Source organism: Aliirhizobium sp. YIM B11859, from assembly GCF_057163345.1.
This window is the reverse complement of the sequence record NZ_JBXHAY010000007.1, coordinates 157,782-182,117: the sequence shown is the minus strand read 5'-3', so window position 1 is coordinate 182,117 and position 24,336 is coordinate 157,782. Positions and strand designations below refer to the sequence as shown.

The window sequence follows — 24,336 nt, the reverse complement described above, 5'->3', positions numbered from 1 at the left end:
GGTTGTCGAGGCGAGGCGATTATTATCGTTGATCACCACACCTCCTCCATCGCCCCGGCAAAGCCGGTCATCCTCAATTCCCGCGCATTCTCCAGGCCCAGCGGCTGGTGGGTGGCGGCAAGCGTGATGCCGCCGTTGGCGAGGTGGGTCTTTATCAGCGATGTGAAGACGCTCTCGGCACTGACATCGAGTGCTGCGGTCGGCTCATCCAGTATCCAGACCGGGCGCCAGGCGACGAGGAGTTTGGCGAAAGCCATACGGCGTTGCTGGCCGGCGGACAGGTAACCGAAGGGCAGATGGGTGATGCCGCCGAGGCCGACTGCTTCGGCGGCATCACCAATCGGCATGCCCCTGTGTTCAGAACTCTGGTCATCCGAACTCTGGCTGCCTTTAAAGTCGCCGAGAAAATCCTTCCAGAAGGAGAGGTTTTCGAAAACGGAAAGCTCGGCCTTCATGGCATTGCGGTGGCCGAGATAATGACAGGCTTCGGCGGCCTTCATGCCGGGCTCTGCACCCTCGGATGTCCAGGTCACGCGGCCGGTCTCGGCTTGCAGCAGGCCTGCCACGGTGCGAAGCAGTGTCGACTTGCCGGAGCCGTTGCGTCCGGTCAGGACGAGGCTGTCGCCGGCGCCAAGGTCAAAGGAGATATCCTTGAAAATCAGATCGTCACCGCGTCTGGCGCTCAGATCTTCGGCCGTCAGTCGCATTGTCGGGACCTTGCTCACGTTTTCAATCATCTAGCCGCAAAAAATCTTTCGAACGCCGCGACAAAGCGTCTGGAACCCTTCTTAGAAAGTATCTATATACATCGCAACCACGCCAGCGGCCGGCGTGATTTCCACCTGGCGCCGGACCTGAAGACCATAAATCTTCTCGTGCGGACAGCGGAAATGGTCGCACCCGCATCCTATAGTGCATCTCTAAAGTGCATAGGCGTCCGCACGCGCGTGTTGGCTCTTGATATCAGCGGGGTTATTTTCCGTGACCAAATCTATCGATAGCTTTCAATGTCGCTCCGTCCTTACCGTCGGCGGTAAGGACTATGTCTATTACAGCCTGCCCAAGGCCGAAGCGAACGGTCTGCCGGGCGTTTCGAAACTGCCCTTCTCGATGAAGGTGCTGCTCGAAAACCTGCTGCGCTTCGAAGACGGCCAGTCCGTTACGAAAGAGCAGATCCTTTCGGTCGCCGAATGGCTGAACAACAAGGGCAAGGCCGAGGCCGAAATCGCCTATCGCCCGGCCCGCGTCCTGATGCAGGACTTCACCGGCGTTCCGGCAGTGGTCGATCTCGCCGCCATGCGCGACGGCATCAAGTCGCTCGGCGGCGATGCGCAGAAGATCAACCCGCTCGTCCCCGTCGACCTCGTCATCGACCACTCGGTGATCGTCGACGAATTCGGCACACCGACCGCCTTTGCCCGCAATGTCGAGCTGGAATACCAGCGCAACGGCGAGCGTTACCGCTTCCTCAAATGGGGCCAACAGGCGTTCAAGAATTTTCGCGTGGTGCCGCCCGGCACCGGCATCTGCCACCAGGTGAATTTCGAATATCTCGGCCAGACGGTGTGGACCAACGAAGAGGATGGCGAAACCACCGCCTATCCGGATACCTGCGTCGGTACCGATAGCCACACGACGATGATCAATGGTCTCGGCGTTCTCGGCTGGGGTGTGGGCGGTATCGAAGCGGAAGCCTCGATGCTCGGCCAGCCGGTCTCGATGCTTCTGCCCGAGGTCATCGGCTTCAAGCTGACCGGCAAGCTGAAGGAAGGCGTCACCGCGACGGACCTGGTGCTCACCGTCGTGCAGATGCTGCGCAAGAAGGGTGTCGTTTCGAAATTCGTCGAATTTTTCGGCCCGGGCATGGACAACATGCCGGTGGCCGACCGTGCGACGATCGGCAATATGGGTCCGGAATACGGCGCGACCTGCGGTTTCTTCCCGGTCGACAGCGAAACCGTCAACTATCTCAACATGTCCGGCCGCACCAAGGAGCGCATCGCGCTCGTCGAAGCCTATTCGAAGGTGCAGGGCATGTGGCGCGACAATGACGGTGCCGATCTCGTCTTCACCGATACGCTGGAACTCAATCTGGGTGACGTCGTGCCATCGATGGCGGGTCCGAAGCGTCCGGAAGGCCGTATCCCGCTCGAAAACATCGCTACAGGTTTCGCCGGTTCGATGGACACCGAATACAAGAAGCCGGGCCAGCTCGAAAATCGCTATGCCGTCGAAGGCACGGATTTCGACCTCGGCCATGGCGACGTGGCGATTGCCGCGATCACGTCCTGCACCAATACGTCCAACCCGAGCGTGCTGATCGCTGCCGGCCTTCTCGCCCGCAATGCTGTTGCCAAGGGGCTGAAGACGGCGCCTTGGGTGAAAACCTCACTTGCACCGGGGTCCCAGGTCGTCGGCGAATATCTCGCCAAATCCGGCCTGCAGGTCTCGCTCGATGCGCTCGGCTTCAACCTTGTCGGTTTCGGCTGCACCACCTGCATCGGCAATTCCGGCCCGCTACCGGCGCCGATCTCGAAGACGATCAACGACAAGGGCCTGATCGTTTCGGGCGTGCTGTCGGGCAATCGTAACTTCGAAGGCCGTATCTCGCCGGACGTCCAGGCCAACTATCTGGCGTCGCCGCCGCTGGTCGTCGCTTATGCGCTGGCCGGCACGGTGCAGAAGGACCTGACAACGGAGCCGCTCGGCCTCGATCGAGACGGCAACCCGGTCTTCCTCAAGGACGTCTGGCCGACCTCTGCCGAAGTGCAGGAATTCATCCAGAAATATGTCACCCGCGAACTGTTCGAGAGCAAATATGCGGACGTGTTCAAGGGCGATGAAAACTGGCAGGCGGTGCAGATCCCGGATGGCGATACCTATGCATGGGACGACAAGTCGACCTATGTGCAGAACCCGCCCTACTTCGTCGGCATGGGCAAAACCGGCTCCGGCCTGAAAAACATCAAGGGCGCCCGCGTTCTCGGTCTCTTCGGCGACAAGATCACCACCGACCATATTTCCCCGGCCGGTTCGATCAAGGCTGCATCGCCTGCCGGTGCCTATCTGACGGAGAACGGCGTCGCCGTTGCCGACTTCAACCAGTACGGCACACGTCGCGGCAATCACGAAGTGATGATGCGCGGCACTTTCGCCAACATCCGCATCCGCAATCACATGCTCGGCCCGAACGGCAAGGAAGGTGGCTACACCATCCACTATCCGTCGAAGGAAGAGATGTCGATCTACGACGCGGCGATGCAGTACAAGGAAGAAGGCACGCCGCTGGTGATCTTCGCCGGTGTCGAATACGGCAATGGTTCGTCACGCGACTGGGCCGCGAAAGGCACCAACCTGCTTGGCGTCAAGGCCGTGATCGCCCAGTCCTTCGAGCGTATCCATCGCTCCAATCTGGTCGGTATGGGCGTTGTCCCGTTCGTCTTCGAAGAGGGCACGACCTGGGCTTCGCTTGACCTCAAGGGCGATGAAATCGTCGAGATTGACGGTCTCGAAGGCGACATCAAACCGCGTGAGTGGAAGACCGCCAAGATTACCTATGGCGACGGCACGGTGAAGGAAATCAATATCCTTTGCCGCATCGATACGCTCGACGAGGTCATCTACATGAACAATGGCGGCATTCTGCAGACCGTTCTTCGCGATCTGGCCGCCTGACAATATTCTGCCACCCGCCAGTCCAGCCGGCGGGTGGTTTCATTTCGAGGGTACTTCGTTTTCCCTCTTTCCTGTGCCTGTCACGGGGATCCAGCCAGACCTGGTCTTCGCGCCAGGACGTTCTTCGACCCGATGAACATCGAGTGACTGGATTCCTGTGACCGACACAGGAATGAGGTTGGTGGGTATCTTCGCTTACTCGATGCCTTAAGGTCTTCTCTCCTTGTCCCTCATCATCTTTATCGGAATGGCCGTCGCCGTTTTTCTCACATCCCTGCTGTCCGGCATTTTCGGCATGGCGGGCGGTCTGATCCTTCTCTGGATCCTGCTGTTTCTCTATCCAGTCGGTACCGCGATCGCGATCCAGGGCGTCATCCAGATGGTCTCCAATGGTTCGCGTGCGTGGTTTTCGCGTGCCTATATCGACTGGAAGATCCTCGGTGTCCTGTGCATCGGCGTTGCCGTGTCCGCGGCAGTTCTTTTTGCCATCGACTATACGCCGAGCCTTGTCGTCGTGCTGATCGGCATCGGAGTGATGCCGATCCTCGTCTGGCTGCCGTTCAAGCGGCTGCAGCTTGACGCTTCGCGTCCCTCGCATGCGCTGATCGCCGGACTTCTGTCCGGTTTTCTCAACATCAGCGTCGGCGTCGCCGGTCCGACGATCGACATCTTCTTCATCCGGACACAGATGGACCGCCGCAAGGTGATCGCCACCAAGGCATCGATCCAGACGTTGTCGCATCTCGCCAAGATCGCCTTCTACTGGGATGCAGCGACGAAACTGCCGACGGTGGACATGCTCGCGGTGCTGGTTGCAGCCCCGATCGCCATTCTCGGAGCACTTGCCGGGAACGGCATCCTGCAGAAGATGACGGATGCGAATTTCCGCGCCTGGACCCGCTGGGTCGTCACCGGCGTCGGTGCCGTCTATCTGGTTCAAGGTATCCTGACGCTGATCTGACCGGTGATGTGTGGATCGTTGCGGTTGCGTGGAAATGCGACCGTAGATCACATTTGATATTCTCACCCCATCGTGACTTTCTCTTGAATTTGTGGATGGTTACTTTCCGCCAGCCCATGCATCCGCTCTTGATTGCCCGACAGTGATCGTTGATCACGATTGCCCTGACAAAAAGGTTCGCCTCCATGCTCTTCCGCTTTCGCGCCGTGATCCTCCTTGCGGGTCTGCTTTATGGCAGTGTCGCAGTGGCAGAAGAGCTGCGGGCGCCCAAGGGTGTGGTTGAGCTGTTCACAGCGCAGGGCTGTGCTTCCTGTCCACCCGCCGACAACGCTCTGGGAGAACTCGTCGCCCAGGGCGATCTGGTGGTTTTGTCCTATCATGTGGACTATTGGAACTATCTCGGCTGGACCGACACCCTGAGCTCCAAGGAAAATACCGAGCGGCAATATGGTTACGCCAAGACGATGGGACGAACCGGTGTCTACACGCCACAGGCGATCATCAATGGCCGCGAACATGTCAAAGGTACGGATCTTGCGGTGATAAATGGCAAGGTGGACGGCCTTCAGAACGCCGGCCAGGGCCTGACCGTGCCGGTGACGGCGACGATGCGCGGCGACGAGATCGATATCAATATCGGCGAGGGCCAGGGACAGGCCGATGTCGTGGTCGCGTATTTCACCAAACACCAGGACGTCGACGTGACCAAGGGCGAAAACAGCGGCAAGAACATGGAATATTGGCATGCCGTCTACGACGTGCAGTCGGTCGGCATGTGGAGCGGCAAGAAGATGACGCTGACGCTGCCCGGAAAGGCGCTCGGCAAGACCAAGAAGGACGGCTGTGCGATCCTTCTGCAATCGTCCGGCCCCGGCGGCGAGCCCGCTGCCATAATTGGTGCCACCGTGCTGATGGCGGGACGCAAGAAGAACTGACCGGCGCACAGGCTGCCGGCATCAGTCTTGCAAATTCTCGATTTTGGGGAAGTGTTGGCAGATGGCCCGGCCCGAAACATTGGGGGGCTGGGGGTAAGGGTCAATGCGCCTGACCGGGCCAATGGCGCTAAACGCGCCAACCAACATCATCACAATGGATGCTGATTTAGGCGCTGTTTTGTCCGAATTTGGGCAGATGAAAAAATCCCTCGCGACGTGCCGTGCCGCCATGGACCGGTTGAGGGATGCGGGTGGGCGGACTTGCTTTTTTACGCGGCTGGGGCAAACTGTCATGCCAAAGACATGTAACGATTGGAGCTTTGATGGCTGATCAGCCCGATTTGCCGGCAGGCACCAGGCCGCAGGATGCCGCCGTCGTCGTCAGTCTCAGCGAATACCGCCAAAGCCGCGATACGATACCGGTGACCTTTCACCGCAGGGAACTCGACGCGATCCTCTGGATCTACGGCCGCATGGTGGGCGAGGGAGAGTGGAAGGATTATGCGATCGATCACCTCAAGGATCGTGCGGTATTCTCCATCTTCAAGCGATCCGGTGAAATGCCGCTTTTCCGCATCGAGAAAAACCCCAAACTTGCTGCCAAGCAGGGTGCCTATTCGGTGATCAACACCAATGGGACAATCCTCAAGCGCGGACATGAGTTGCAACAGGTTCTGAAAGTGTTCGACAAGGCGTTGAAGCTGATCGACTGACGGGCGGGTGCTCAAGAGCAATTCGACTTTTCTTCATATCGCCAAATTTTCTCCATTTCCCCTATTGGCGCAGTTTCGAACGGGAAAACGCTGCGCATCTGCTCGGCACAAGGAGGCTTATAAGCCCCCGTCACCCGACAAACAGCGTTCCGGGATAAGCGGACATATCCGGCTCGGTTTCCTTGCCGTCGCCCAGGGTAATCTGCATCAAAACGGTATCCAGCCATTTGCCATGCTTGAAACCCGTGCCTTTGAGCGTGCCGGTCACCTCGAAGCCGAGGCTCTTGTGGACGGCGACCGAGGCTGGGCTGGCGCCGCCTATGACCGCCACCATCTGGCGGAAGCCAAGCGCTTCACAGCGGGTAAGCAGCTCTCTCAGAAGGGACTTGCCGACGCCTTTGCCGCGGGCAGCCGGCGCAAGGTAGATCGAATCCTCGACCAGCCAGCGATAGGCCGGGCGGGTGCGGAAGGCCGATGCATAGGCGTAACCGAGCAGGGTGCCATCTTCAGCTTCCGCCGCGATATAAGGGTAACCCTTTTCGGTGATGCCGGACTGGCGGCTGGTCATTTCCGCCAGATCGGGTGGGGCAATCTCGTAACTTGCGGTACCGTTCAGCACGCTGTCGCGGTAGATTTCGGTGATCGCCGGAAGGTCTGCCAGCGTGGCATCGCGGATCGAAAATGTCGTCATCATGCAAACCCGGAAATTATGCCGCGAGGCTATGCTAGAGGGTTGCTGCGGGCAATAAAAAAGGCGGCCCGAGAGCCGCCTTCTTCGTAACGATCACGCTTCCGCTTAGTTGTTGCGGTTGCCCATGAACTGCAGCAGGAAGGTGAAGAGGTTGATGAAGTCGAGGTAAAGCGTCAGCGCGCCCATGATGGCCATGCGGCCGGTCGCGGTGGCGTCGTTGCCTTCCCAGTACATTTCCTTGATCTTCTGGGTATCGTAGGCGGTGAGGCCTGCGAAGATCAGCACGCCGATCGCGGAGATGGCGAAGCCGAGAGCCGAAGACTGCAGGAAGATGTTGACGATCATCGCGATGATCAGGCCGAACAGACCCATGATCAGGAACGAACCGAGGCCGGACAGGCTCTTCTTCGTCGTGTAGCCGTAAAGCGACAGCGCGCCGAACGAAGCGGCGGTAACGAAGAACGTCTGAACGATGCTCTGGCCGGTGAAGACCAGGAAGATCGACGACAGCGAAAGGCCCATCAGCGCGGCATAGATCCAGAAGGTGGTCTGCGCGGCAGATACGCTCATCGAGTTGATGCGGAAGCTCATGAAGAAGACCAGGGCCACCGGGGCCAGCATGATCACCCACTTGAGCGGACCGCCGTAAAGCGCCTGTGCAACGGCCGGGTTGGAGACCGCGAAAGCATAGGTGCCGTAAGCTGCCAGACCGGTGATCGCCAGACCGAGAGCCATCAGGTTGTAAACCTTCAGCATGTAGGCGCGGAGGCCTTCATCGATCATCGCACCGGATTGGGCGCGCGCTTGCGCCGTTCGGTTCTGGTAGTTGTTAAAGTCAGCCATTGTTTCCTCTTTAAGCTCCGGAATTACTCACGGTGTCGGGCCCCCAATTTCTGACCCAGGCGCCGCTGCGGAGCTTCAGCAAGCCTACCGGAGAATATGATGCGAGATCGCTTTACATACAAGGGGTAAGCTCCTGGAAAACAGCAGCAACAGGCGCGGTTCGGCAACCTATGGGACATTCTGACGCGAAATTGATCGCCGATCTGCTTAATTTACAACCTTAAGATTATCAAAGTTCCCGCAACACCGGTGCCGCCTTTTGTCCGAGTATCCGCCAGGTGCCCAGAAGGCCGATGCCGACAGTCAGGACAAGCGACAGAACCAGGGTAATCACTGCCACATCCGGAAGAAATGTCGAGGGCATCCGCATGATGCGGGCAACTACGAACCAGGCCGAAATTCCGCCCGCGAGAAGGGCAAAGACAGCGGTTGCGGCGCCGAGGATCAGGTATTCGTAACCAAAGGCCCGCATCAGCATGCTGCGGGTGCCTCCAAGTGTCTTTAGAACCACCGCATCGTGGGTTCTGGCACGATTTCCGGCGGCCAGAGCGCCGGCAAGCACCAGAACGGAGGCCACCAGCGCCACGGCTGCAGCGGCGCGGATGGCGGTTGCCAACTGGCCGAGCAGCTGGTCGACGAGATCGATCGCGTCCTTTACCCGCACGCTGGTGATGGTCGGATAGGCATCGGTCACCGTCTTGAGGATGTTCGCTTCCTGGGTGGCGGTCGCTGACGGGTCGGTAAGGGTCGCCAGCCAGGCATGCGGGGCGCCGCGGAACGTGTTGGGAGAAAAGACCATGACGAAATTGATCGACAGGGTTTCCCATTCGACATTGCGGAAATTGGCGATCTTGGCGGTGATGTTGCGGCCAAGCACGTTGACCGTCACGGTATCGCCGAGTTTCAGGCTGAGCTCTGCTGCCTCCTTGGCGGAGAAGGACACCAGCGGTTCACCGGAATAATCGGCAGGCCACCAGTCTCCTTCGGTCAGCGTGGAATTCTTCGGCAGCTTGTCCTCGTAGGTGATGCCGCGGTCGCCTCTCAGCACCCAGCGACCCGCCTGCGGCACGGTCATCTGGCTGACGTCGTGGCCGTTGAAGGCGGTGATGCGGCCACGCAGCATCGGTACCTCGGTCACCGTGGCTTCGGGCATCTGCTTCTTCAACAGGTCGACGAAGCCCTGCCGCTCGGACCCCTGGATATCGACGAAAAAGAAGTTGGGTGCCTGTTCGGTGATCCGTCCGGTCAGCTGGTTGCGCAGATTGCCGTCGATCAGCGCCAGCGTGACAAGCAGCGCAAGGCCAAGGCCGAGCGACAGGACGACGGAGGGGGTGAGGGCGCCGGGCCGATGGATGTTGCCGATCGCCAATCTCAGAGCCGGCGAATTGACCCGCGGGCTCCTGCGGGCGAGTGCCGCGATGCCGGCCGCAACGAGGCGCAGAAGGACAAATGCACCGGCCACTGCAGCGAGGAAAACGGAGGCGACGAAACGGTCCTCTGCCCAGAAGATCGCAAGCGCCGCCAAAGCTGCAAGCGCCACGCCAGCTGCCAGCAGATAGGGCCAGGAGGGTAGGCGACGCGTCTCGAAACCCTGTTCGCGGAAAAGCGCCGTGGCCGGCACTTCGCGCGCATGGCCAAGCGGCAGGATGGCGAAGGCGAAGGTGACGATGACGCCGAAGGCTGCAGCAACCGCCAATGCCGACGGATAGAGCGCACCGCCCTCCGGCACGGGCAGGACGCCCTGCAGGTAATGGAAGGCGATGAAAGGGGAGGCGGCGCCGATCACCAGCCCGATCAGGATGCCGATCGCGGCAAGCAACATGATCTGGATGAGGTAAATCATGGTGACGACCGAGGCGGGTGCGCCGAGGCATTTGAAGGTGGCGATGGTCGAGCGCTTGGCGTCGAGAAAGGCGCGCACGGCATTGGCAATGCCGACGCCGCCGACGATCAGGGCGGTAAGACCGACAAGCGTGAGGAATTGGGAGAAACGCTCGACATTTTCAGCAAGCGAGGGGGCTGCCCGGTCGCTGGTGCGGATCGACCAGCCGGCATCGGGGAAATCCTTGTTGGCAAGGGTGACGAGCGATGCCCGCGATGCCGGGTTTGCCAGCTTTACCTTATATGCGTGTTCGACGAGGCTGCCGATGGTGATCAGGCCGGATGCCCCAAGCGCATCCCGGCTTATCATCAGCCTTGGCGCGAAGCCAAAACCGTCGGAAAGAGCATCGGGTTCGTTGACCACCGAGCCGCGCAGCACGAGCCGGGTATTGCCGAGAAGGATTTCATCACCGACCGAAAGGCCCAGCCGGTCAAGAAGCAAGGGCGCCGCGAGTGCTCCATAGGCATCACCGTCTTTCGCCAGGAGATTTCTCAGCGGTTGTCCGGCTGCCGTTTCCACCGTTCCATAGAGCGGATAGAGGTCGTCTACGCCCTTGACCTCGACCAGTGCCTGGCCGGAGCCATCCGGTTTTCTCGCCATCGAGCGCAGGCCGGTCGAGACGCTGACCTCGCCCAGACTGCCGAGGAAGGCGCGTTCCCTGTCGCTGGCTTCGCGGTTGTTGAGTTCAAAACGCATGTCGCCGGCAAGCAGTGACTGGCCTTGGTTGGCGATGGCGCCGGTAATGGCTGTCGCGACCGAATTGACGGTTGCAATCGCGCCGGTGCCAAGCGCGATACAGGCGAGAAAGATATAGAAGCCGCCGAGGCCACCTCTCATCTCGCGCAATGCGAGGCGGAAGGCGATCGACAGGCGCGTCGTGGCAGTGCTCATGCAGACACCGCCTGGCCGGCGGTGCGTGCGGCGCTGTCCTCGACGATTTCGCCGGAGCGGACGCGAATCTGGCGCGAGCAGCGGGCGGCAAGCGCATTGTCATGGGTGACGAGCAGCAGGGTCATGCCGCGTTCGGCCTGCTTGGCGAAAAGCAGATCGGCGATCTGGCGGCCGGTTTCGGTGTCGAGATTGCCGGTCGGCTCGTCGGCGATGAGAAGGGCCGGAGAGGGGGCGAGCGCGCGGGCGATCGCCACGCGCTGCTGTTCGCCGCCGGAAAGCTGACCCGGATAATGGTTGAGGCGTTCGCCGAGCCCGACCGCGATCAACTCGCGCCGCGCGATGTCGAAGGCATCCGCTGCGCCGGCGAGTTCAAGCGGGACGGCGACATTTTCGAGTGCCGTCATATTGGCGATCAGATGAAAAGACTGAAAGACGATGCCGATATTGCGGCCGCGAAATTCTGCCAGAACATCCTCGGAAAAGGTATGGAGCGGTGCGCCATTGATGATGATCTCGCCGCTGTCGAGCCTTTCGAGGCCGGCCAGAACCATCAGCAGGGTCGATTTGCCGGAGCCGGACGGACCGATAATGCCGACCGCCTCGCCCTTGTCTATGGTAAGGTCGATACCCTTGAGCACGTGGACGGAAGCGGCGGCGCTTCCGAGGGTCAGGTCGGCATTTTTGAGCTCGATAACGGTTTCAGTCAAAGCGAATAACCCTATATCCTTGGTGTGCCGGGCAATGCTGCAGCGCGGTCATCAGCAGGAAATCTAGGAGACGCAGGGTGAATTTTAAAGCAAGCCTCCTTCAATTCATCGTCATGGCGGGATTTGTTTTCGCTGCCACGGCCGGTCCCGGGCAGGCGGTTGCGCAGGAGAAAGCGGTCAATCTGGTGGGCTTCGGCGACAGCCTGATGGCCGGATATCAGCTCGCGCCGTCGGAATCCTACACGGCCCAGCTGGAGACGGCGCTAAAGGCCAAGGGCCAGAACGTGACGATCACCAATGCAGGTGTCTCGGGCGATACGACGTCGGGCGGCTTGTCGCGGATCGACTGGTCGGTGCCGGACGGAACCGATGGGGTGATCCTCGAGCTCGGCGCCAACGACGCGTTGCGCGGCATCGCTCCGGAACAGTCGGAGAAGAATCTCGATGCGATGCTGGCGCGCCTCAAGGAACGCGGTATTCCGGTATTGCTCGCCGGAATTCTGGCGCCTCCCAATATGGGCGGCGACTATGCGGATAAATTCAATCCGATCTACAGCAAGCTTGCCGAAAAATATGGCGTTCCGCTCTATCCGTTTTTTCTGGATGGCGTCGTCACGGTAAAGGGGCTGCAACTGGAAGACGGCATGCATCCGAACGCCAAAGGCGTCGACGTGATGGTGCAGCATTCCCTCCCGGTGGTTGAAGCATTTCTCGGGGAGATCCGTTCCGCTGCAAAATAACAACTTGCGCGAAACGGCATTGCATGATTCGCTGTCAATATCTGCAAGAGATTCGAGGAGGTTCGCGTATGCCGAGACTTTTCACCGCCCTCGAAATCCCGCGCAATGTTGCCATGTCCCTGTCGCTCCTGAGGGGAGGCATACCTGGCGCGCGCTGGATCGATGTCGAGAATTACCACATCACTCTTCGCTTCATCGGTGACGTGGACAACCGCACCGCCGACGAGATCGTCGATCGGCTGGACCGGATCGACCGGCCGGAATTCCAGGCCAAACTGACAGGCATCGGGTCGTTCGGATCGAAGAAACCGCATTCGGTCTGGGCCGGGATGTCGGTATCGCCCGAACTGCTTGCACTACAGGGCGAGATCGAGCGGATATGCCAGCAGCGGATCGGCCTGCCGCCAGACCCACGCAAGTTCATGCCGCATGTGACACTGGCGCGGCTCAAGAATTGCCGCCTCGACGAAGTGGTCCACTATCTTTCCGGGCGCGGAAATTTCCACACGGCCCCATTCAACGTGTCGCGTTTCGTGCTGATGTCGTCAAAGGAATCCGTCGGCGGCGGCCCTTATCTGACGGAAGAGATCTTTTCGCTGCGCGAGGCGAGTTCCGGCTACGATTACGGCGATCTGGAAACGGCGAAAAATTACGTCTGAAGAGCCGATACGAATGTCCTACGAGCTGTTCGATGCCGAGATGGTGGCCAGGGCGCTGGGCGGGCTGGACGGCTGGGAGCTTACAGCTGATGGCAAGGCCATTCGCAAGACGTTCCGGTTCGGCTCCTTTGCCCAGGCTTTCGGCTTCATGACGGAATGTGCGCTGGCGGCCGAAAAGCTCGATCACCATCCCGACTGGAGCAACAGCTATTCCCGTGTGGATGTGAAGCTGACGACCCATACAAGGCGACAACTGACCGACCGGGACTTCAAGCTCGCCGCGGCGATGGACGAAGCGTGGCTGCGGCGTCTTTGAATTGCCGGCTTTGCGTATCCATATAGGCGCAAAGACCTTGATGGGATCCCGAATGGGGAGTGCCGAATGGACGATGTGAAGATCGGTGAAATCCTGCTGCCCGGTGACGACGACACCCAGTCCCGCCGCGAAAAGCAGGTGAAGGCGAAATTCTGGCCGACGCTGAAGAAGGCCGTCAAATATGTGCCGATGAGCCGCGACCTGATCGCTGCCTATTATTGCGCGGTCGATCCCAAGACGCCGACCAGGGTGCGTGGCGTTCTGCTCGCAGCGCTTGCCTATTTCGTGCTGCCCTTCGATCTCATTCCCGACATGTTCGTGATGGTCGGGTTTACCGACGACTTGGCCGTTCTTGCCGCGGCATTGCGGATGATCCAGGGCCATATCGCCGACCGTCATTATGATGCAGCCGACCGGGCGCTTTCCGAAGAACCCGACCTGAAGGCGGCCCCGCAGCAGGCCTGAATCTAAAGCGAGGCGTGGTCTTCGAGGCTGCGGCGAAGGCGCTGGAAGGCAAGCCTTATCCGCGACTTGACGGTGCCGAGCGGCAGACCTGTCGCCTCGGCTATTTCCGAATGGGTCTGACCGAGAAAAAAGGCGGCCTTTACCAGCTCCATCTGCTCGCCGGGTATCTGGCTCAGCGCCAGCCTGACGCGTGCATCACGTTCCTCACCCTCGACGAGCGATTCGGCGCGCATTTCCATCGCCATCCATTCCAGTTCGCCGAAAGCTTCCTTGCCCCTTGCGCGGCGCTGGGCATCGAGGCGGCGGTTTCTGGCGATGCGAAACAGCCAGGTGGAAAGTGATGATTTGCTGGGATCGTAAAGCGAAGCGCGGTGCCAGAGAACGGTCATCACTTCCTGAACCAGTTCCTCGGCTTCATCGACAGGCATGCGCTGACCGGTCAGCCAGGACTTCAGTCGTGGCGCAAAATGATCGAAGAGCACGCCAAAGGCTGCCTGATCGCGCTGCTCGGCCACAGCCGTGGTCAAGCGCGCAAAGTAGTCCCTGTCCTCAACCTGCATCCAAACTACGCAAATTTTCCAACCTAGATTCGCATCTATGTGGCCATACTAATGTCATTGCTGGAGTTTGGAAGAGGACAAACTGTTGCCCTAATCCTTGTGTCATTGGCACCACATCCAACGGAGTTGTCGCCCGTACCATATCGGATGCGGTTTCAGGAGATTTCGATCACGGCACCGCCGGTCGAGCAGAGCGCAAGCGATACGCGATGTTGACGGATTGGTAACCAGAATTAAGTCAAAATGAACCAGACCATGGCCCGCTTCAGCCACCTCCACCGTTGAAGCGTCACGTATAACAAACCCGGCAGGAAACCATGTCCGTACGCACAGTCGCACTCGCCCTGGCTCTTACCTTCGTAAGCGCAGGCATCGCCTCGGCTCAAACGCCGACCCGCATCCAGCAGTTCAAGGCGTGGGGTGCCTATTCCTACAAGTCCGGCGCCAGCACCGTCTGCTACGTTCTTTCGGTTCCGACCACCAAGGAACCGGCCTCCGTTGATCACGGCGACATCTTCTTCATCGTGTCGCAGCGTCCGGGCCAGAACATCTCCTACGAACCGCAGGCAATGGTCGGTTATCCGCTGCAGGCAAATTCGAAGGTCACGGTCACCATCGACGGCAAGAATTTCACCATGTTCACCAAGGACAAGGCTGCCTGGGTGGAAAATGCCGCCGAAGAGCCGGCACTCGTCAATGCGATGAAGACCGGTCATAACATGAGCGTCAGCGCCGTGTCGGGCCGCGGCACCAAGACCAATTACGCCTATTCGCTTCAGGGCATCTCGGCGGCGCTGAAGCAGATCGAGACCTGCAAATAAGCTTCCGCACCGACGATCATGACGAAGGCCGGTCGATGGACCGGCCTTTCCCGTTTGTTGAAGTAGGGTGACGCGGCCCTATTTTGATGATAAAGGCCGCGACCAACATGGTCGGGCCAGTTGTCGCCGCGGCCGATACAGGTTTCACGCACAGACATGCCCCAACCCTTCCGCCGATTGTGCGGTGGTGATGCGCATGTGCTCGAACGGGATAAAATATGTCAGTCACAGAGGCATTTGCCGCCGGCGCCGTCGCCAAGAAGCCGCTGGTCGCCAATCCGGACCTTTTCACCGCCAAGCCGTCGCTGATCGGCCTGACGCGCCCGCAGATGGCCAAGGCCCTGCATGAGAAGGGTGTGCCGGAAAAGCAGTTGCGCATGCGCGTCAACCAGCTTTGGCACTGGCTCTATATCCGCGGCGTCTCCGACTTCGACCAGATGACGAATGTCGCGAAAGACATGCGCGAGATGCTGAAGTCGCATTTCACCATTGCTCGGCCGGAAATCGTCGAAGAGCAGATCTCCAATGACGGTACGCGCAAATGGCTGCTGCGTTTTCCGCCGCGCGGCGCGGGCCGTCCGGTCGAGATCGAGACCGTCTACATCCCGGAAGAAGGGCGCGGCACGCTGTGCATATCGAGTCAGGTCGGCTGCACGCTGACCTGTTCCTTCTGTCATACCGGCACGCAGATGCTGGTGCGCAATCTGACGGCGGAAGAAATTCTGGCGCAGCTTCTGCTTGCCCGCGATCGTCTCGGCGACTTTCCGGGAACCGACACGCCGCCGGGCGCCTATGTGCCGACCGGCGATCGCAAGGTTACCAATATCGTGATGATGGGCATGGGCGAGCCGCTCTACAATTTCGAGAGCGTCAAGACGGCGCTTCTGATCGCAACCGACGGCGATGGCCTGTCGCTGTCGCGCCGCCGCGTCACCTTGTCGACTTCCGGCGTGGTGCCGGAAATCTACCGGACCGGCGACGAGATCGGCGTGATGCTGGCAATCTCGCTGCACGCGGTGCGTGACGAGCTGCGCGACATGCTGGTGCCGATCAACAAGAAGTATCCGCTGAAGGACCTGATCGAGGCCTGCCGCAATTATCCCGGCCTGTCGAATGCCCGCCGCATCACCTTCGAATATGTGATGCTGAAGGACGTCAATGACAGCCTGGAGGATGCCAAGGCGCTGGTGCAGCTCCTGAAAGGCGTTCCGGCGAAGATCAACCTCATTCCGTTCAACCCGTGGCCGGGCACGAACTACCAATGCTCGGACTGGGCGACGATCGAGAAATTTGCCGATTTCATCAATCAGGCCGGTTATGCCTCACCGATCCGCACGCCGCGCGGGCGTGACATCCTCGCGGCCTGCGGCCAGCTGAAGTCGGAATCCGAGCGCATGCGCAAGACCGAACGGCTTGCCTTCGAGGCGATGATGATCGCCGGTCATGGCGAAGACGACGATTGATGAGCAAGCTGGTCGGCAATGAGAGCACCAAGCTGACGGCTACCTATATCAACGGTATCGCCATCGCTGTTGTTGCCGTCGGTGGTTTTGCTCCCTTGATCGGTGCAGCCAATTCTTCAGGCAGAACGTGGCCGACTGTCATGCCGATCAGTGTGATTTGTCTTTTGATCTCTGGCGCATTACATTTGGTTGGAAGGCGTATTCTAAAGGGCCTCAAAGATGACGAATGAATGGGCACAGTTTCTAAGTTTCATGATCATGCCAGTCGGCGCGCTCGTGATCGCCGGTTTCATGCTTTACATCACCCGTCATGATCGTCGCGATCCAGCGAAGAAACACTCCTCCCACTGATCATCGTGCCTGGGTGAAGAAAATTTTCGCCGCAAAGATCGAGAAGACGCCGGCAAACGTGTAGTCGATGCCGCGCAGGATTTTCCGATTGGCCTGTAGCCAGCTCGATAGGCGATCGGCGGCAAGCACGACGATCAGGTTTATCGGCATGCCTATGACGATGAAATAAAGGCCGAAGAAGATCAGCTTGCCGGTGACATGCGGGTCGCTGGCCGAGACGAATTGCGGCAGGAAGGTCATGAAGAAGATGATGACCTTGGGGTTGAGGATGTTGACCCAGAAGCCCACCGAGATATTGGCAAGCGCGCTGCTTTCAGGTCGGTCGACCTGTTCCACCGAAAGGCTTGAGCCGACGCGGATGGCCTGGATGGCGAGCCAGAGAAGGTAGGCTGCCCCGCCGGTCTTCAAGATGAAGAAGGCGGTCGGCGAGGCGGTGATCAGCGCCGAAATGCCGAAGGCGACAAGCAGCGTGTGGCAGACAATGCCGAGATTGGTGCCGAGGACCACAAGAAGGGCCGGCTTGCGGCCTTGTCCCAGAGCCCGGCTGATCGACAGGGTCATGTCAGGCCCCGGCGTGATCGACAAAAGAAGGCCGGCGGCCGTGAAGGCCAAAAGGGCGGCAGGGCTCGGCAGAAATTCCATGGTCACGCTCGAAAACCGGATGATCGATGCTCCGGTTTATCCGGCTTTCGAGTTCAAGCCAAATCAATCAATCAACGGCCATTGATAAATTCCCTTGATGCATCGGCATAATCCGGATGCCAGCGCGACAGCGGCGGACGGTTGTCGATAACGTCGCCGATCGCCCAGGCCATGCGGCGTTCGTCTGTGGCCCGATCGACGTCGTTGTCCGGGCAGAGGATGTAGAAATCGCCACGCTCGAGGCTCTGCAGCATAAATTCGACCGTCTGCTCCGAGGTCCATGCGCCCGTCGGCTTTTCCGTTCGGCCATTGGCTGCAAGCGGCGTGAAGACGAAGCCGGGGATCAACAGATGCGCCGTGACGGTGCAGCCGTCGGTATTGCGCAATTCATGCTGAAGCGCCTCGGTGAAGGCCTTCAGGCCGGCCTTGGAGACATTGTAGGCCGGGTCTCCCGGCGGAGTGGTGATGCCCTGCTTGGAACCGGTATTGATGATCAACGACGGTTCGCCATGGGCGATCATCGCCGGCCCGAAGGTGCGGCTGCCGTTGACCGCACCCATCAGGTTGACGGACAGCACATTCTCCCAGTTCGCCTGTGCTCCGAATATGCTGCTGCCGGGCTGGATGCCGGCATTGTTCATCAACAAGTGAACACGGCCGAAACGCTGGATGACGGTGCGTTCGAGGGCTTCGATCTCTTCAAGTTTCGACACATCGGTGCCGATTGCTGCAACATCGTGTTCGCCGTCTGCGGCAAGGTTTGCGACCTCGCGGGCGGCCTCGGCCAGCCGGTCGCCTTCCAGATCCGCCAGCACGACGCACATACCGAGGCGTGCGAATTCCTTCGCGGCAGCCAGGCCGATGCCGGAGGCGGCACCGGTGACCACCGCGACATTGCCCTTTGTGAGGACGGGGTGAGTAACGGTCATGGATCGATCTCCTTCAGGGAGCTGCAGTTCAAAGGTGCTGGGGGATATGGTATCTCTGGCTACGGCGTCAACATGACGGCGTAGTGAAACGGAGCCAGACCGATGGGCGAGATCATATCGATCAGCATGGATGAGGAGCTGACCGCTTTCGTCAAGAAGCAGGTCGATGGTGGGCGGTATGCCTCTGAAAGCGATGTGATCGAGGAGGCATTGCGACTCTTGATGGAGAGCGAGGAGGATTCGATCGAGGCGATCCGCGCGGCGATTGATGAGGGCGAGGCTTCGGGTGAGCCGCAGCCATTCGATTCCGATGCATTTCTTGCCGAACTGCATCGCAAACATGCCGGCTGATCCAGGCGGGTACAGGTTTTCTCCGCGGGCGCGCAGGGATCTTGCCGAGATCTGGCTTTATACCAAAGAGACTTGGTCGATCGCTCAGGCAGACCGTTACTATCGCGATCTCGTGTCGGGGGTGGAAGCGCTGGCGAATGGTGCGAAGAGAGGCAAATCGATAGACGAAATCCGGGTGGGATATCTAAGCCTTACATCAGGCTCTCACAAAATCATCTATCGGCAAACCGCACGGCAGATCGTCATCATTCGCATCCTCCACCAACGGATGAATGTGCGGCGTCATCTCTGATGCCCATTTTCCGGGTTTTCCTTGCGTGGCCTCAGAAACTCGCTAAAAACTTCGGCGATCCAAATTTGGCGGACCAGGCTCCGCTCCCACCCGCAGACGGACATTTTCGACATGGCACTCCCGAAAGACGTAAAGAAGGTCGTTCTCGCCTATTCCGGCGGTCTCGACACCTCGATCATCCTGAAATGGCTGCAGACCGAGCTTAATGCAGAAGTCGTCACCTTCACCGCCGATCTCGGCCAGGGTGAGGAGCTCGAGCCGGCGCGCAAGAAGGCCGAGATGCTGGGCATCAAGGAAATCTATATCGAGGATGTTCGCGAGGAGTTCGTTCGCGATTTCGTTTTCCCGATGTTCCGCGCCAATGCCGTCTATGAAGGCGTCTACCTGCTCGGCACGTCGATCGCCCGCCCGCTGATCTCCAAACACCTGATCGACATCGCCAAGAAGACCGGTGCCGACGCGATTGCCCATGGCGCCACCGGCAAGGGTAATGACCAGGTTCGTTTCGAACTGTCGGCCTATGCGCTGAACCCGGATATCAAGGTTATCGCGCCGTGGCGCGACTGGGCTTTCAAGAGCCGCACCGACCTTCTGAACTTCGCCGAGCAGAACCAGATCCCGGTTGCCAAGGACAAGAAGGGCGAAGCGCCGTTCTCGGTCGACGCCAACCTGCTGCACTCGTCTTCCGAGGGCAAGGTGCTGGAGGATCCGGCCGTCGAAGCGCCGGAATACGTGCATATGCGCACGATCTCGCCGGAAGCCGCTCCCGACAAGGCAACAACCATCAAGATCGGCTTCAACAAGGGTGATGCCGTATCAATCAATGGTGTCGCCATGTCGCCGGCAACGCTGTTGGCGCAGCTCAACAATTATGGCCGCGACAACGGCATCGGCCGTCTCGACCTCGTCGAGAACCGTTATGTCGGCATGAAGTCGCGCGGCATCTATGAGACGCCCGGCGGCACGATCCTGCTGGCGGCCCATCGCGCCATCGAATCGATCACGCTCGATCGTGGCGCGGCTCACCTCAAGGATGAGCTGATGCCGAAATATGCCGAGCTGATCTATTACGGCTTCTGGTTCTCGCCGGAGCGCGAAATGCTGCAGGCGCTGATCGACAAGAGCCAGGAACATGTCGAAGGTGAAGTGACGCTGAAGCTCTACAAGGGCAATGTCATGGTCATCGGCCGCGAAAGCGAGAAGTCGCTTTATTCCGACCAGCTCGTCACTTTCGAAGACGACCAGGGCGCTTACGACCAGAAGGATGCAGCCGGTTTCATCAAGCTCAACGCGCTGCGCCTGCGGACGCTCGCCAAGCGCAACCAGACGAAATAAGCGGATTTTCCATCGCGTTTTTCGAGGCCTCGCCGTTCATTCAGCGGGGCCTTTTTATTGCCGCCGGCTGACCATGCGATGGGCGAAGTAGCTCGCCACGGCGATCAACTCCATAATCGGAATGATCGTGCCGAAGGAGGTGAGCGGACTGGCGAAGGCGGCTGCCAGAAGGCCGCCGGCAAAACCGCCGCCCATCTGGATGAAGCCCATCAGGGCGGAGGCAGAACCCGCCACTTTCGGAAAGGCGGCAAGACCCGCGGTCACCACATGCGGGGTGAGGAAGGCGATGCCGAAGGTGCAGATGCCGACCGGGGCCATGATCGAGACGAAACCCGGCTCGATCAGGTGGACCGACAGGAACATCAGGGTGCCGCCAATGCCGCAGAACGATATCCCGATTGAAACCGCCTGCGGGCCTGAAATGCGGGCGGAGACGAAACGCAACGTGATCGAGCCTGCGAGATAGGAGGCGGTCTGCACCAGCATGCCCATGCCGAATTGCGTTGGGGTGAGGCCGACGACATCAATCATGACGAAAGGCAGCATCGTGCCCTGCGCATAAAGCGCGCCGACCGAGCCGCCGAGGATGAGCGAGGGCAGCAGGAAACGCAGATCGGCGATCAGGGCCAGATAGGTTCGAACAAGCGTCGCCGGTTTCAGCCGCGAGCGGTCAGGAACGGTCGTTTCCTTCAGGAAAACGATGCAGCTCAAAAGCAGGATGGCGCCGAAGCCGACCATCAGGAGAAAGATTGATTGCCAGCCGAAGGCCGATAGCGCCAGCCCGCCGATCGTCGGGCCAAGGGCCGGTCCGACGGCGAGGGTTATGCCAATCATGTTCATGATGCGCGACGCCTGGGCGCCGGTGAACTGGTCGCGTACCGCGGCGCGCGCGACAGTGACGCCGACCGAGGCGCCGATGCCCTGAATGAGGCGGCCGGCGAGGATCCAGTTGACGTCGATTGCCATGGCCGCAACGAGCGAGCCGAGGAGATAGATCGTCAGAAAGCCGATCGAGGCGGCGCGACGGCCAAATGCGTCCGAGACGGGGCCGGCGAGAAGCTGGGCAAGGGCGAAACCACCGAAATACAGCGTGAGGCTGAGCTTGATGGCGGATTCGGTGGTGCCGAAGGCGCGCACCAGATCGGGCATGGCCGGCGTATAGACGGCCATCGAGACAGGGCCGATAGCGGTCAGCAGGCCACCGATCGCCGTCGTGCGCCTTTCCGTCATGATCGGCGGGCGGGCGGCGGTGTCAGCTGCGGTCATTGGCACTGGGCGGGGCACTCGGTGCGGCGACGGACGGTGCCGCGGGAAGGCTGGCTTTCTGCAGGTTTCTGTTGAGCGTTGCGAGCGATGTTTCCAGCGTTCGTTTTCTCTCCGGGCTCATGCCCGAGGTCGCGGCCTCCAGAATGGCATGGAGTTCGTCCCTCAGCCGGCGAACAATGTCGTCGGATGCGGGCGTGAGCGCGATCCGCTTTGCCCTCCGGTCGGCGGTGCATTTATGCCGCTCGATCAGGCCAAGCGCCTGCAGCTTGTCGAGATAGGCACAGAGCGTCATCGGTTCGACGCCCATGCGCGAGGCAATGTCCAGCTGCCGGCTTCCCTGGTGATCGGCAATGTTGATCAGCGCTCTGGCCTCGCCGGGCGTCAGGCCGAGGCCCATCTCATTGATGTGGTTTTCGAACGTGGTCCGCAGCACGCGCGCGGTGTCGACGATCAACAATCCCAGGAGATCGCTCTGCGTCGCTTCGTTGGAAATCTTGGCGGGAAAGCTCATAAGTCTGGCTTACTATCTTTCCGCGTCGGCGCAAACGGAAAAGCAACCGGAGCTTCATGGACGGCCGCCACGACTGCGTGATGCCGGACCGGCTGCAATGGACAATTGCCGCCGTTGTCGAAGAAGCGCAATCGCAGGCTTGATCCACGCCTGCGAGAACCTAATCTGTAGGCAGACACAATGTCTTGAATAGCAGAAGGATTTGCCCCGATGGCCCAGGCTCCCGTCAATCGTGCACTCGTGGAATGGAGCGGACATCAAGGCCTGCCGCGGTTCGACCTTGTCAGGGACGAGGATTTTGCCGTTGCCTTCGATGCGGCGCTTGCCAGCCACGAGGCGGAGATAGACGCCATTGCCGCCAATCCGGAGGCGCCGACATTCGACAACACGGTCGTGGCGCTGGAGATTGCCGGCGACGAGTTGTCGCGCGTTTCCGCACTCTTCTGGGGCAAGGCCGGCGCCCATACGAACGAGACGATCCAGGCACTGGAACGAGAGGTGGCACCGAAAATGTCCCGGCATTATTCGAAGGTCGGCACCAATCCCAAGCTGTTTGCCCGTGTCGATACGCTCTGGGACAGGCGGGCCGATCTCGGGCTGACGCTCGAACAGGAACGAGTGCTGGAGCGGCACTGGAAGGGCTTTGTCAAATCGGGCGCCAAGCTCGAAAATCCGGAGCAGGACCGGCTGTCGGCGATCGGTGAAAAGCTTGCGGGCCTCGGTGCGCAGTTCGGCCAGAATGTGCTGGGCGACGAAAAGGACTGGTCGCTGAAGCTTTCTGACGAGGCCGATCTCGAAGGCCTGCCGGCCTTCCTGCGCGATGCGATGGCGGCAGCGGCGAAGGATCGTGGTGAGGCGGGCGGCTATATGGTCACCCTGTCGCGCTCGATCATCGAGCCGTTCCTGACCTTCTCCGCGAGGCGGGATCTGCGCGAGCAGGCGTTCAATGCGTGGATTGCCCGCGGTGCCAATGGCGGCGCACGCGACAATATCGCGATCGTCGGCGAGACCCTGGCCCTTCGATCAGAAAAGGCCAAGCTGCTCGGCTACGAAAATTTCGCGGCGCTGAAACTCGACAATACGATGGCGAAAACCGCCGAGACAGTGAATGAACTTCTTCACAAGGTCTGGGAGAAGGCGCGGTCGAAGGCGCTGGAAGAAGAGGCAAGCCTTGGCAAGCTCGTGACTGAGGAAGGCAAGAACCATCCGGTCATGCCATGGGACTGGCGTTATTATTCCGAGAGGCTGCGCGAGCGGATGTTCTCCTTCTCCGAATCCGAGCTGAAGCCCTATCTCCAATTGGAAAAGATCATTGAGGCCTGCTTCGATGTCGCACATCGCCTGTTCGGCGTGACGCTGACCGAAGTGAAGGGCATTGCCGCCTATCACCCGGATGTGCGGGTATTCGAACTGCGCGACGGCGACGGCGCGCTCAAGGCGGTTTTCCTCGGTGACTATTTTGCCCGGTCGTCGAAGCGGTCGGGTGCGTGGATGAGTTCGTTCCAGTCGCAGCACAAACTGACACTGAAGAACGGCCATCAGGGCGAATTGCCGATCATCTACAATGTCTGCAATTTCGCCAAGCCGGCGGAGGGCAAGCCGGCGCTGCTGTCGCTTGATGACGCGCGCACGCTGTTTCATGAATTCGGCCATGCGTTGCACGGCATGCTGTCGGATGTGACCTATCCGTCCGTCTCCGGCACTGGCGTGTCGCGCGATTTCGTCGAACTGCCGTCGCAGCTGTATGAACACTGGCTGACCGTGCCGGAAATCCTGGAAAAATATGCGGTCCATTACGAAACCGGCAAGCCGATGCCGAAGGATCTGCTCGCCAAGGTTCTGGCGGCGCGCACCTTCAATGCCGGTTTCGCCACGGTCGAGTTCACCTCGTCGGCGCTGGTTGACATGGCGTTCCACACGCGGGCCGCGGTCGATGATCCGATAGCGGTACAGGCGGCGGTCCTGTCGGAATTGAAGATGCCGGCGTCGATCGTGATGCGCCATGCCACGCCGCATTTCCAGCACGTGTTTTCAGGCGACGGTTATGCGGCAGGTTATTACTCCTACATGTGGTCGGAAGTGCTGGATGCGGATGCGTTTGCCGCCTTCGAGGAGGTCGGCAATGCGTTCGATCCGGTCATGGCCCGCAAGCTGAAGAACAATATCTATTCGGTCGGCGGCGCGATCGATCCGGAGATCACCTACACGGCCTTCCGCGGCAAGCTTCCTGACCCACAAGCGATGCTGAAGAAGAAGGGGCTGGCCATGGTGGTGGAGCTTGCCGGAGGTGATGCCTGAGACTCGGGATCGGCGGCAGTCTCTGGACTATCACCTGAC

General features: G+C 59.9%; 25 protein-coding genes. 15 read left to right on the top strand and 10 right to left on the bottom strand.

The window, feature by feature from the left end; all coding sequences use genetic code 11:
* Positions 1 to 32: 32 nt before the first annotated feature.
* Positions 33 to 707 carry a heme ABC exporter ATP-binding protein CcmA gene (gene ccmA, locus AC2GXZ_RS24300; RefSeq protein WP_483761972.1) on the bottom strand — a complete coding sequence of 225 codons (675 nt, stop codon included), beginning with the start codon at positions 705 to 707 and terminating at the stop codon, positions 33 to 35.
* 274 nt (positions 708 to 981) lie between these two features.
* Here ccmA and acnA point away from each other — a divergent pair, with 274 nt between their 5' ends.
* The 4 genes from acnA (at position 982) to AC2GXZ_RS24280 (ending at position 6,284) form a co-directional block, all read left to right on the top strand.
* Positions 982 to 3,675 (top strand): aconitate hydratase AcnA, encoded by a 2,694-nt coding sequence (gene acnA / locus AC2GXZ_RS24295; protein WP_483761794.1) that lies wholly within the window; start codon positions 982 to 984, stop codon positions 3,673 to 3,675.
* Positions 3,676 to 3,898: 223 nt separating this feature from the next.
* Positions 3,899 to 4,636, top strand: a complete 738-nt coding sequence (locus AC2GXZ_RS24290; RefSeq protein WP_483761793.1) for a TSUP family transporter — start codon at positions 3,899 to 3,901, stop codon at positions 4,634 to 4,636.
* 185 nt (positions 4,637 to 4,821) lie between these two features.
* On the top strand, positions 4,822 to 5,571 hold the full coding sequence (locus AC2GXZ_RS24285; RefSeq protein WP_483761792.1) for a DUF1223 domain-containing protein: 750 nt from the start codon (positions 4,822 to 4,824) through the stop codon (positions 5,569 to 5,571).
* 323 nt (positions 5,572 to 5,894) lie between these two features.
* A complete protein-coding gene (locus AC2GXZ_RS24280) occupies positions 5,895 to 6,284 on the top strand; it encodes a DUF2794 domain-containing protein (protein WP_483761791.1) in 390 nt (129 codons plus the stop codon).
* A 130-nt stretch (positions 6,285 to 6,414) separates the two neighbouring features.
* On the opposite strand, the gene AC2GXZ_RS24275 is transcribed toward AC2GXZ_RS24280, so the two are convergent.
* From AC2GXZ_RS24275 to AC2GXZ_RS24260, 4 genes are all read right to left on the bottom strand, one after another.
* Positions 6,415 to 6,975 carry an N-acetyltransferase family protein gene (locus AC2GXZ_RS24275; protein WP_483761790.1) on the bottom strand — a complete coding sequence of 187 codons (561 nt, stop codon included), beginning with the start codon at positions 6,973 to 6,975 and terminating at the stop codon, positions 6,415 to 6,417.
* 105 nt (positions 6,976 to 7,080) lie between these two features.
* A complete protein-coding gene (locus tag AC2GXZ_RS24270) occupies positions 7,081 to 7,818 on the bottom strand; it encodes a Bax inhibitor-1/YccA family protein (RefSeq protein ID WP_483761789.1) in 738 nt (245 codons plus the stop codon).
* Positions 7,819 to 8,047: 229 nt separating this feature from the next.
* Positions 8,048 to 10,591 (bottom strand): ABC transporter permease, encoded by a 2,544-nt coding sequence (locus tag AC2GXZ_RS24265; protein WP_483761788.1) that lies wholly within the window; start codon positions 10,589 to 10,591, stop codon positions 8,048 to 8,050.
* On the bottom strand, positions 10,588 to 11,298 hold the full coding sequence (locus AC2GXZ_RS24260; RefSeq protein ID WP_483761787.1) for an ABC transporter ATP-binding protein: 711 nt from the start codon (positions 11,296 to 11,298) through the stop codon (positions 10,588 to 10,590). The genes AC2GXZ_RS24265 and AC2GXZ_RS24260 overlap by 4 nt, the downstream gene beginning before the upstream one ends.
* Positions 11,299 to 11,375: 77 nt before the next feature.
* Between AC2GXZ_RS24260 and AC2GXZ_RS24255 the strand changes: the two genes are divergently transcribed.
* The 4 genes from AC2GXZ_RS24255 to AC2GXZ_RS24240 all read left to right on the top strand — a co-directional run bounded on the left by AC2GXZ_RS24255 (position 11,376) and on the right by AC2GXZ_RS24240 (position 13,478).
* Positions 11,376 to 12,038 (top strand): arylesterase, encoded by a 663-nt coding sequence (locus AC2GXZ_RS24255; protein WP_483761786.1) that lies wholly within the window; start codon positions 11,376 to 11,378, stop codon positions 12,036 to 12,038.
* Between the two features lie 68 nt (positions 12,039 to 12,106).
* Positions 12,107 to 12,697 carry an RNA 2',3'-cyclic phosphodiesterase gene (thpR, locus tag AC2GXZ_RS24250; RefSeq protein WP_483761785.1) on the top strand — a complete coding sequence of 197 codons (591 nt, stop codon included), beginning with the start codon at positions 12,107 to 12,109 and terminating at the stop codon, positions 12,695 to 12,697.
* Positions 12,698 to 12,710: 13 nt separating this feature from the next.
* Positions 12,711 to 13,013 (top strand): 4a-hydroxytetrahydrobiopterin dehydratase, encoded by a 303-nt coding sequence (locus AC2GXZ_RS24245; RefSeq protein WP_483761784.1) that lies wholly within the window; start codon positions 12,711 to 12,713, stop codon positions 13,011 to 13,013.
* Positions 13,014 to 13,079: 66 nt separating this feature from the next.
* Complete coding sequence (locus AC2GXZ_RS24240) at positions 13,080 to 13,478, top strand: YkvA family protein (protein ID WP_483761783.1); 399 nt, start codon at positions 13,080 to 13,082, stop codon at positions 13,476 to 13,478.
* 2 nt (positions 13,479 to 13,480) lie between these two features.
* On the opposite strand, the gene AC2GXZ_RS24235 is transcribed toward AC2GXZ_RS24240, so the two are convergent.
* Positions 13,481 to 14,038 carry a sigma-70 family RNA polymerase sigma factor gene (locus AC2GXZ_RS24235; protein ID WP_483761782.1) on the bottom strand — a complete coding sequence of 186 codons (558 nt, stop codon included), beginning with the start codon at positions 14,036 to 14,038 and terminating at the stop codon, positions 13,481 to 13,483.
* A 317-nt stretch (positions 14,039 to 14,355) separates the two neighbouring features.
* Here AC2GXZ_RS24235 and AC2GXZ_RS24230 point away from each other — a divergent pair, with 317 nt between their 5' ends.
* From AC2GXZ_RS24230 to AC2GXZ_RS24220, 3 genes are all read left to right on the top strand, one after another.
* Positions 14,356 to 14,859 (top strand): invasion associated locus B family protein, encoded by a 504-nt coding sequence (locus tag AC2GXZ_RS24230; protein ID WP_483761781.1) that lies wholly within the window; start codon positions 14,356 to 14,358, stop codon positions 14,857 to 14,859.
* 218 nt (positions 14,860 to 15,077) lie between these two features.
* Positions 15,078 to 16,322, top strand: coding sequence for a dual-specificity RNA methyltransferase RlmN (gene rlmN, locus AC2GXZ_RS24225; RefSeq protein ID WP_483761780.1), 1,245 nt, complete (start codon positions 15,078 to 15,080; stop codon positions 16,320 to 16,322).
* Entirely contained in the window at positions 16,322 to 16,552 is a 231-nt protein-coding gene (locus tag AC2GXZ_RS24220; protein WP_483761779.1) for an amino acid transporter, read from the top strand. Before rlmN ends, AC2GXZ_RS24220 begins: the two co-directional genes overlap by 1 nt.
* A gap of 121 nt (positions 16,553 to 16,673) precedes the next feature.
* Here the strand turns inward: AC2GXZ_RS24220 and AC2GXZ_RS24215 are convergent, their stop codons facing one another.
* Positions 16,674 to 17,315: a LysE family translocator gene (locus tag AC2GXZ_RS24215; protein WP_483761778.1), complete on the bottom strand. Its 642-nt coding sequence runs from the start codon at positions 17,313 to 17,315 to the stop codon at positions 16,674 to 16,676.
* Positions 17,316 to 17,386: 71 nt separating this feature from the next.
* Complete coding sequence (locus tag AC2GXZ_RS24210) at positions 17,387 to 18,244, bottom strand: SDR family NAD(P)-dependent oxidoreductase (RefSeq protein WP_483761777.1); 858 nt, start codon at positions 18,242 to 18,244, stop codon at positions 17,387 to 17,389.
* A gap of 102 nt (positions 18,245 to 18,346) precedes the next feature.
* Between AC2GXZ_RS24210 and AC2GXZ_RS24205 the strand changes: the two genes are divergently transcribed.
* From AC2GXZ_RS24205 to AC2GXZ_RS24195, 3 genes are all read left to right on the top strand, one after another.
* Positions 18,347 to 18,595: a type II toxin-antitoxin system ParD family antitoxin gene (locus tag AC2GXZ_RS24205; protein WP_483761776.1), complete on the top strand. Its 249-nt coding sequence runs from the start codon at positions 18,347 to 18,349 to the stop codon at positions 18,593 to 18,595.
* A complete protein-coding gene (locus AC2GXZ_RS24200; RefSeq protein WP_483761775.1) occupies positions 18,513 to 18,887 on the top strand; it encodes a type II toxin-antitoxin system RelE/ParE family toxin in 375 nt (124 codons plus the stop codon). Before AC2GXZ_RS24205 ends, AC2GXZ_RS24200 begins: the two co-directional genes overlap by 83 nt.
* A 111-nt stretch (positions 18,888 to 18,998) precedes the next feature.
* Positions 18,999 to 20,222 (top strand): argininosuccinate synthase, encoded by a 1,224-nt coding sequence (locus AC2GXZ_RS24195; RefSeq protein WP_483761774.1) that lies wholly within the window; start codon positions 18,999 to 19,001, stop codon positions 20,220 to 20,222.
* 54 nt (positions 20,223 to 20,276) lie between these two features.
* Here AC2GXZ_RS24195 and AC2GXZ_RS24190 read toward each other — a convergent pair whose 3' ends face one another.
* Both AC2GXZ_RS24190 and AC2GXZ_RS24185 read right to left on the bottom strand, forming a co-directional pair.
* Entirely contained in the window at positions 20,277 to 21,452 is a 1,176-nt protein-coding gene (locus tag AC2GXZ_RS24190; protein ID WP_483761971.1) for a multidrug effflux MFS transporter, read from the bottom strand.
* Positions 21,453 to 21,474: 22 nt separating this feature from the next.
* Entirely contained in the window at positions 21,475 to 21,999 is a 525-nt protein-coding gene (locus AC2GXZ_RS24185) for a MarR family winged helix-turn-helix transcriptional regulator (RefSeq protein WP_483761773.1), read from the bottom strand.
* Between the two features lie 210 nt (positions 22,000 to 22,209).
* On the opposite strand from AC2GXZ_RS24185, the gene AC2GXZ_RS24180 reads away from it, so the two are divergent.
* Complete coding sequence (locus tag AC2GXZ_RS24180) at positions 22,210 to 24,297, top strand: M3 family metallopeptidase (protein WP_483761772.1); 2,088 nt, start codon at positions 22,210 to 22,212, stop codon at positions 24,295 to 24,297.
* Positions 24,298 to 24,336 lie beyond the last annotated feature (39 nt).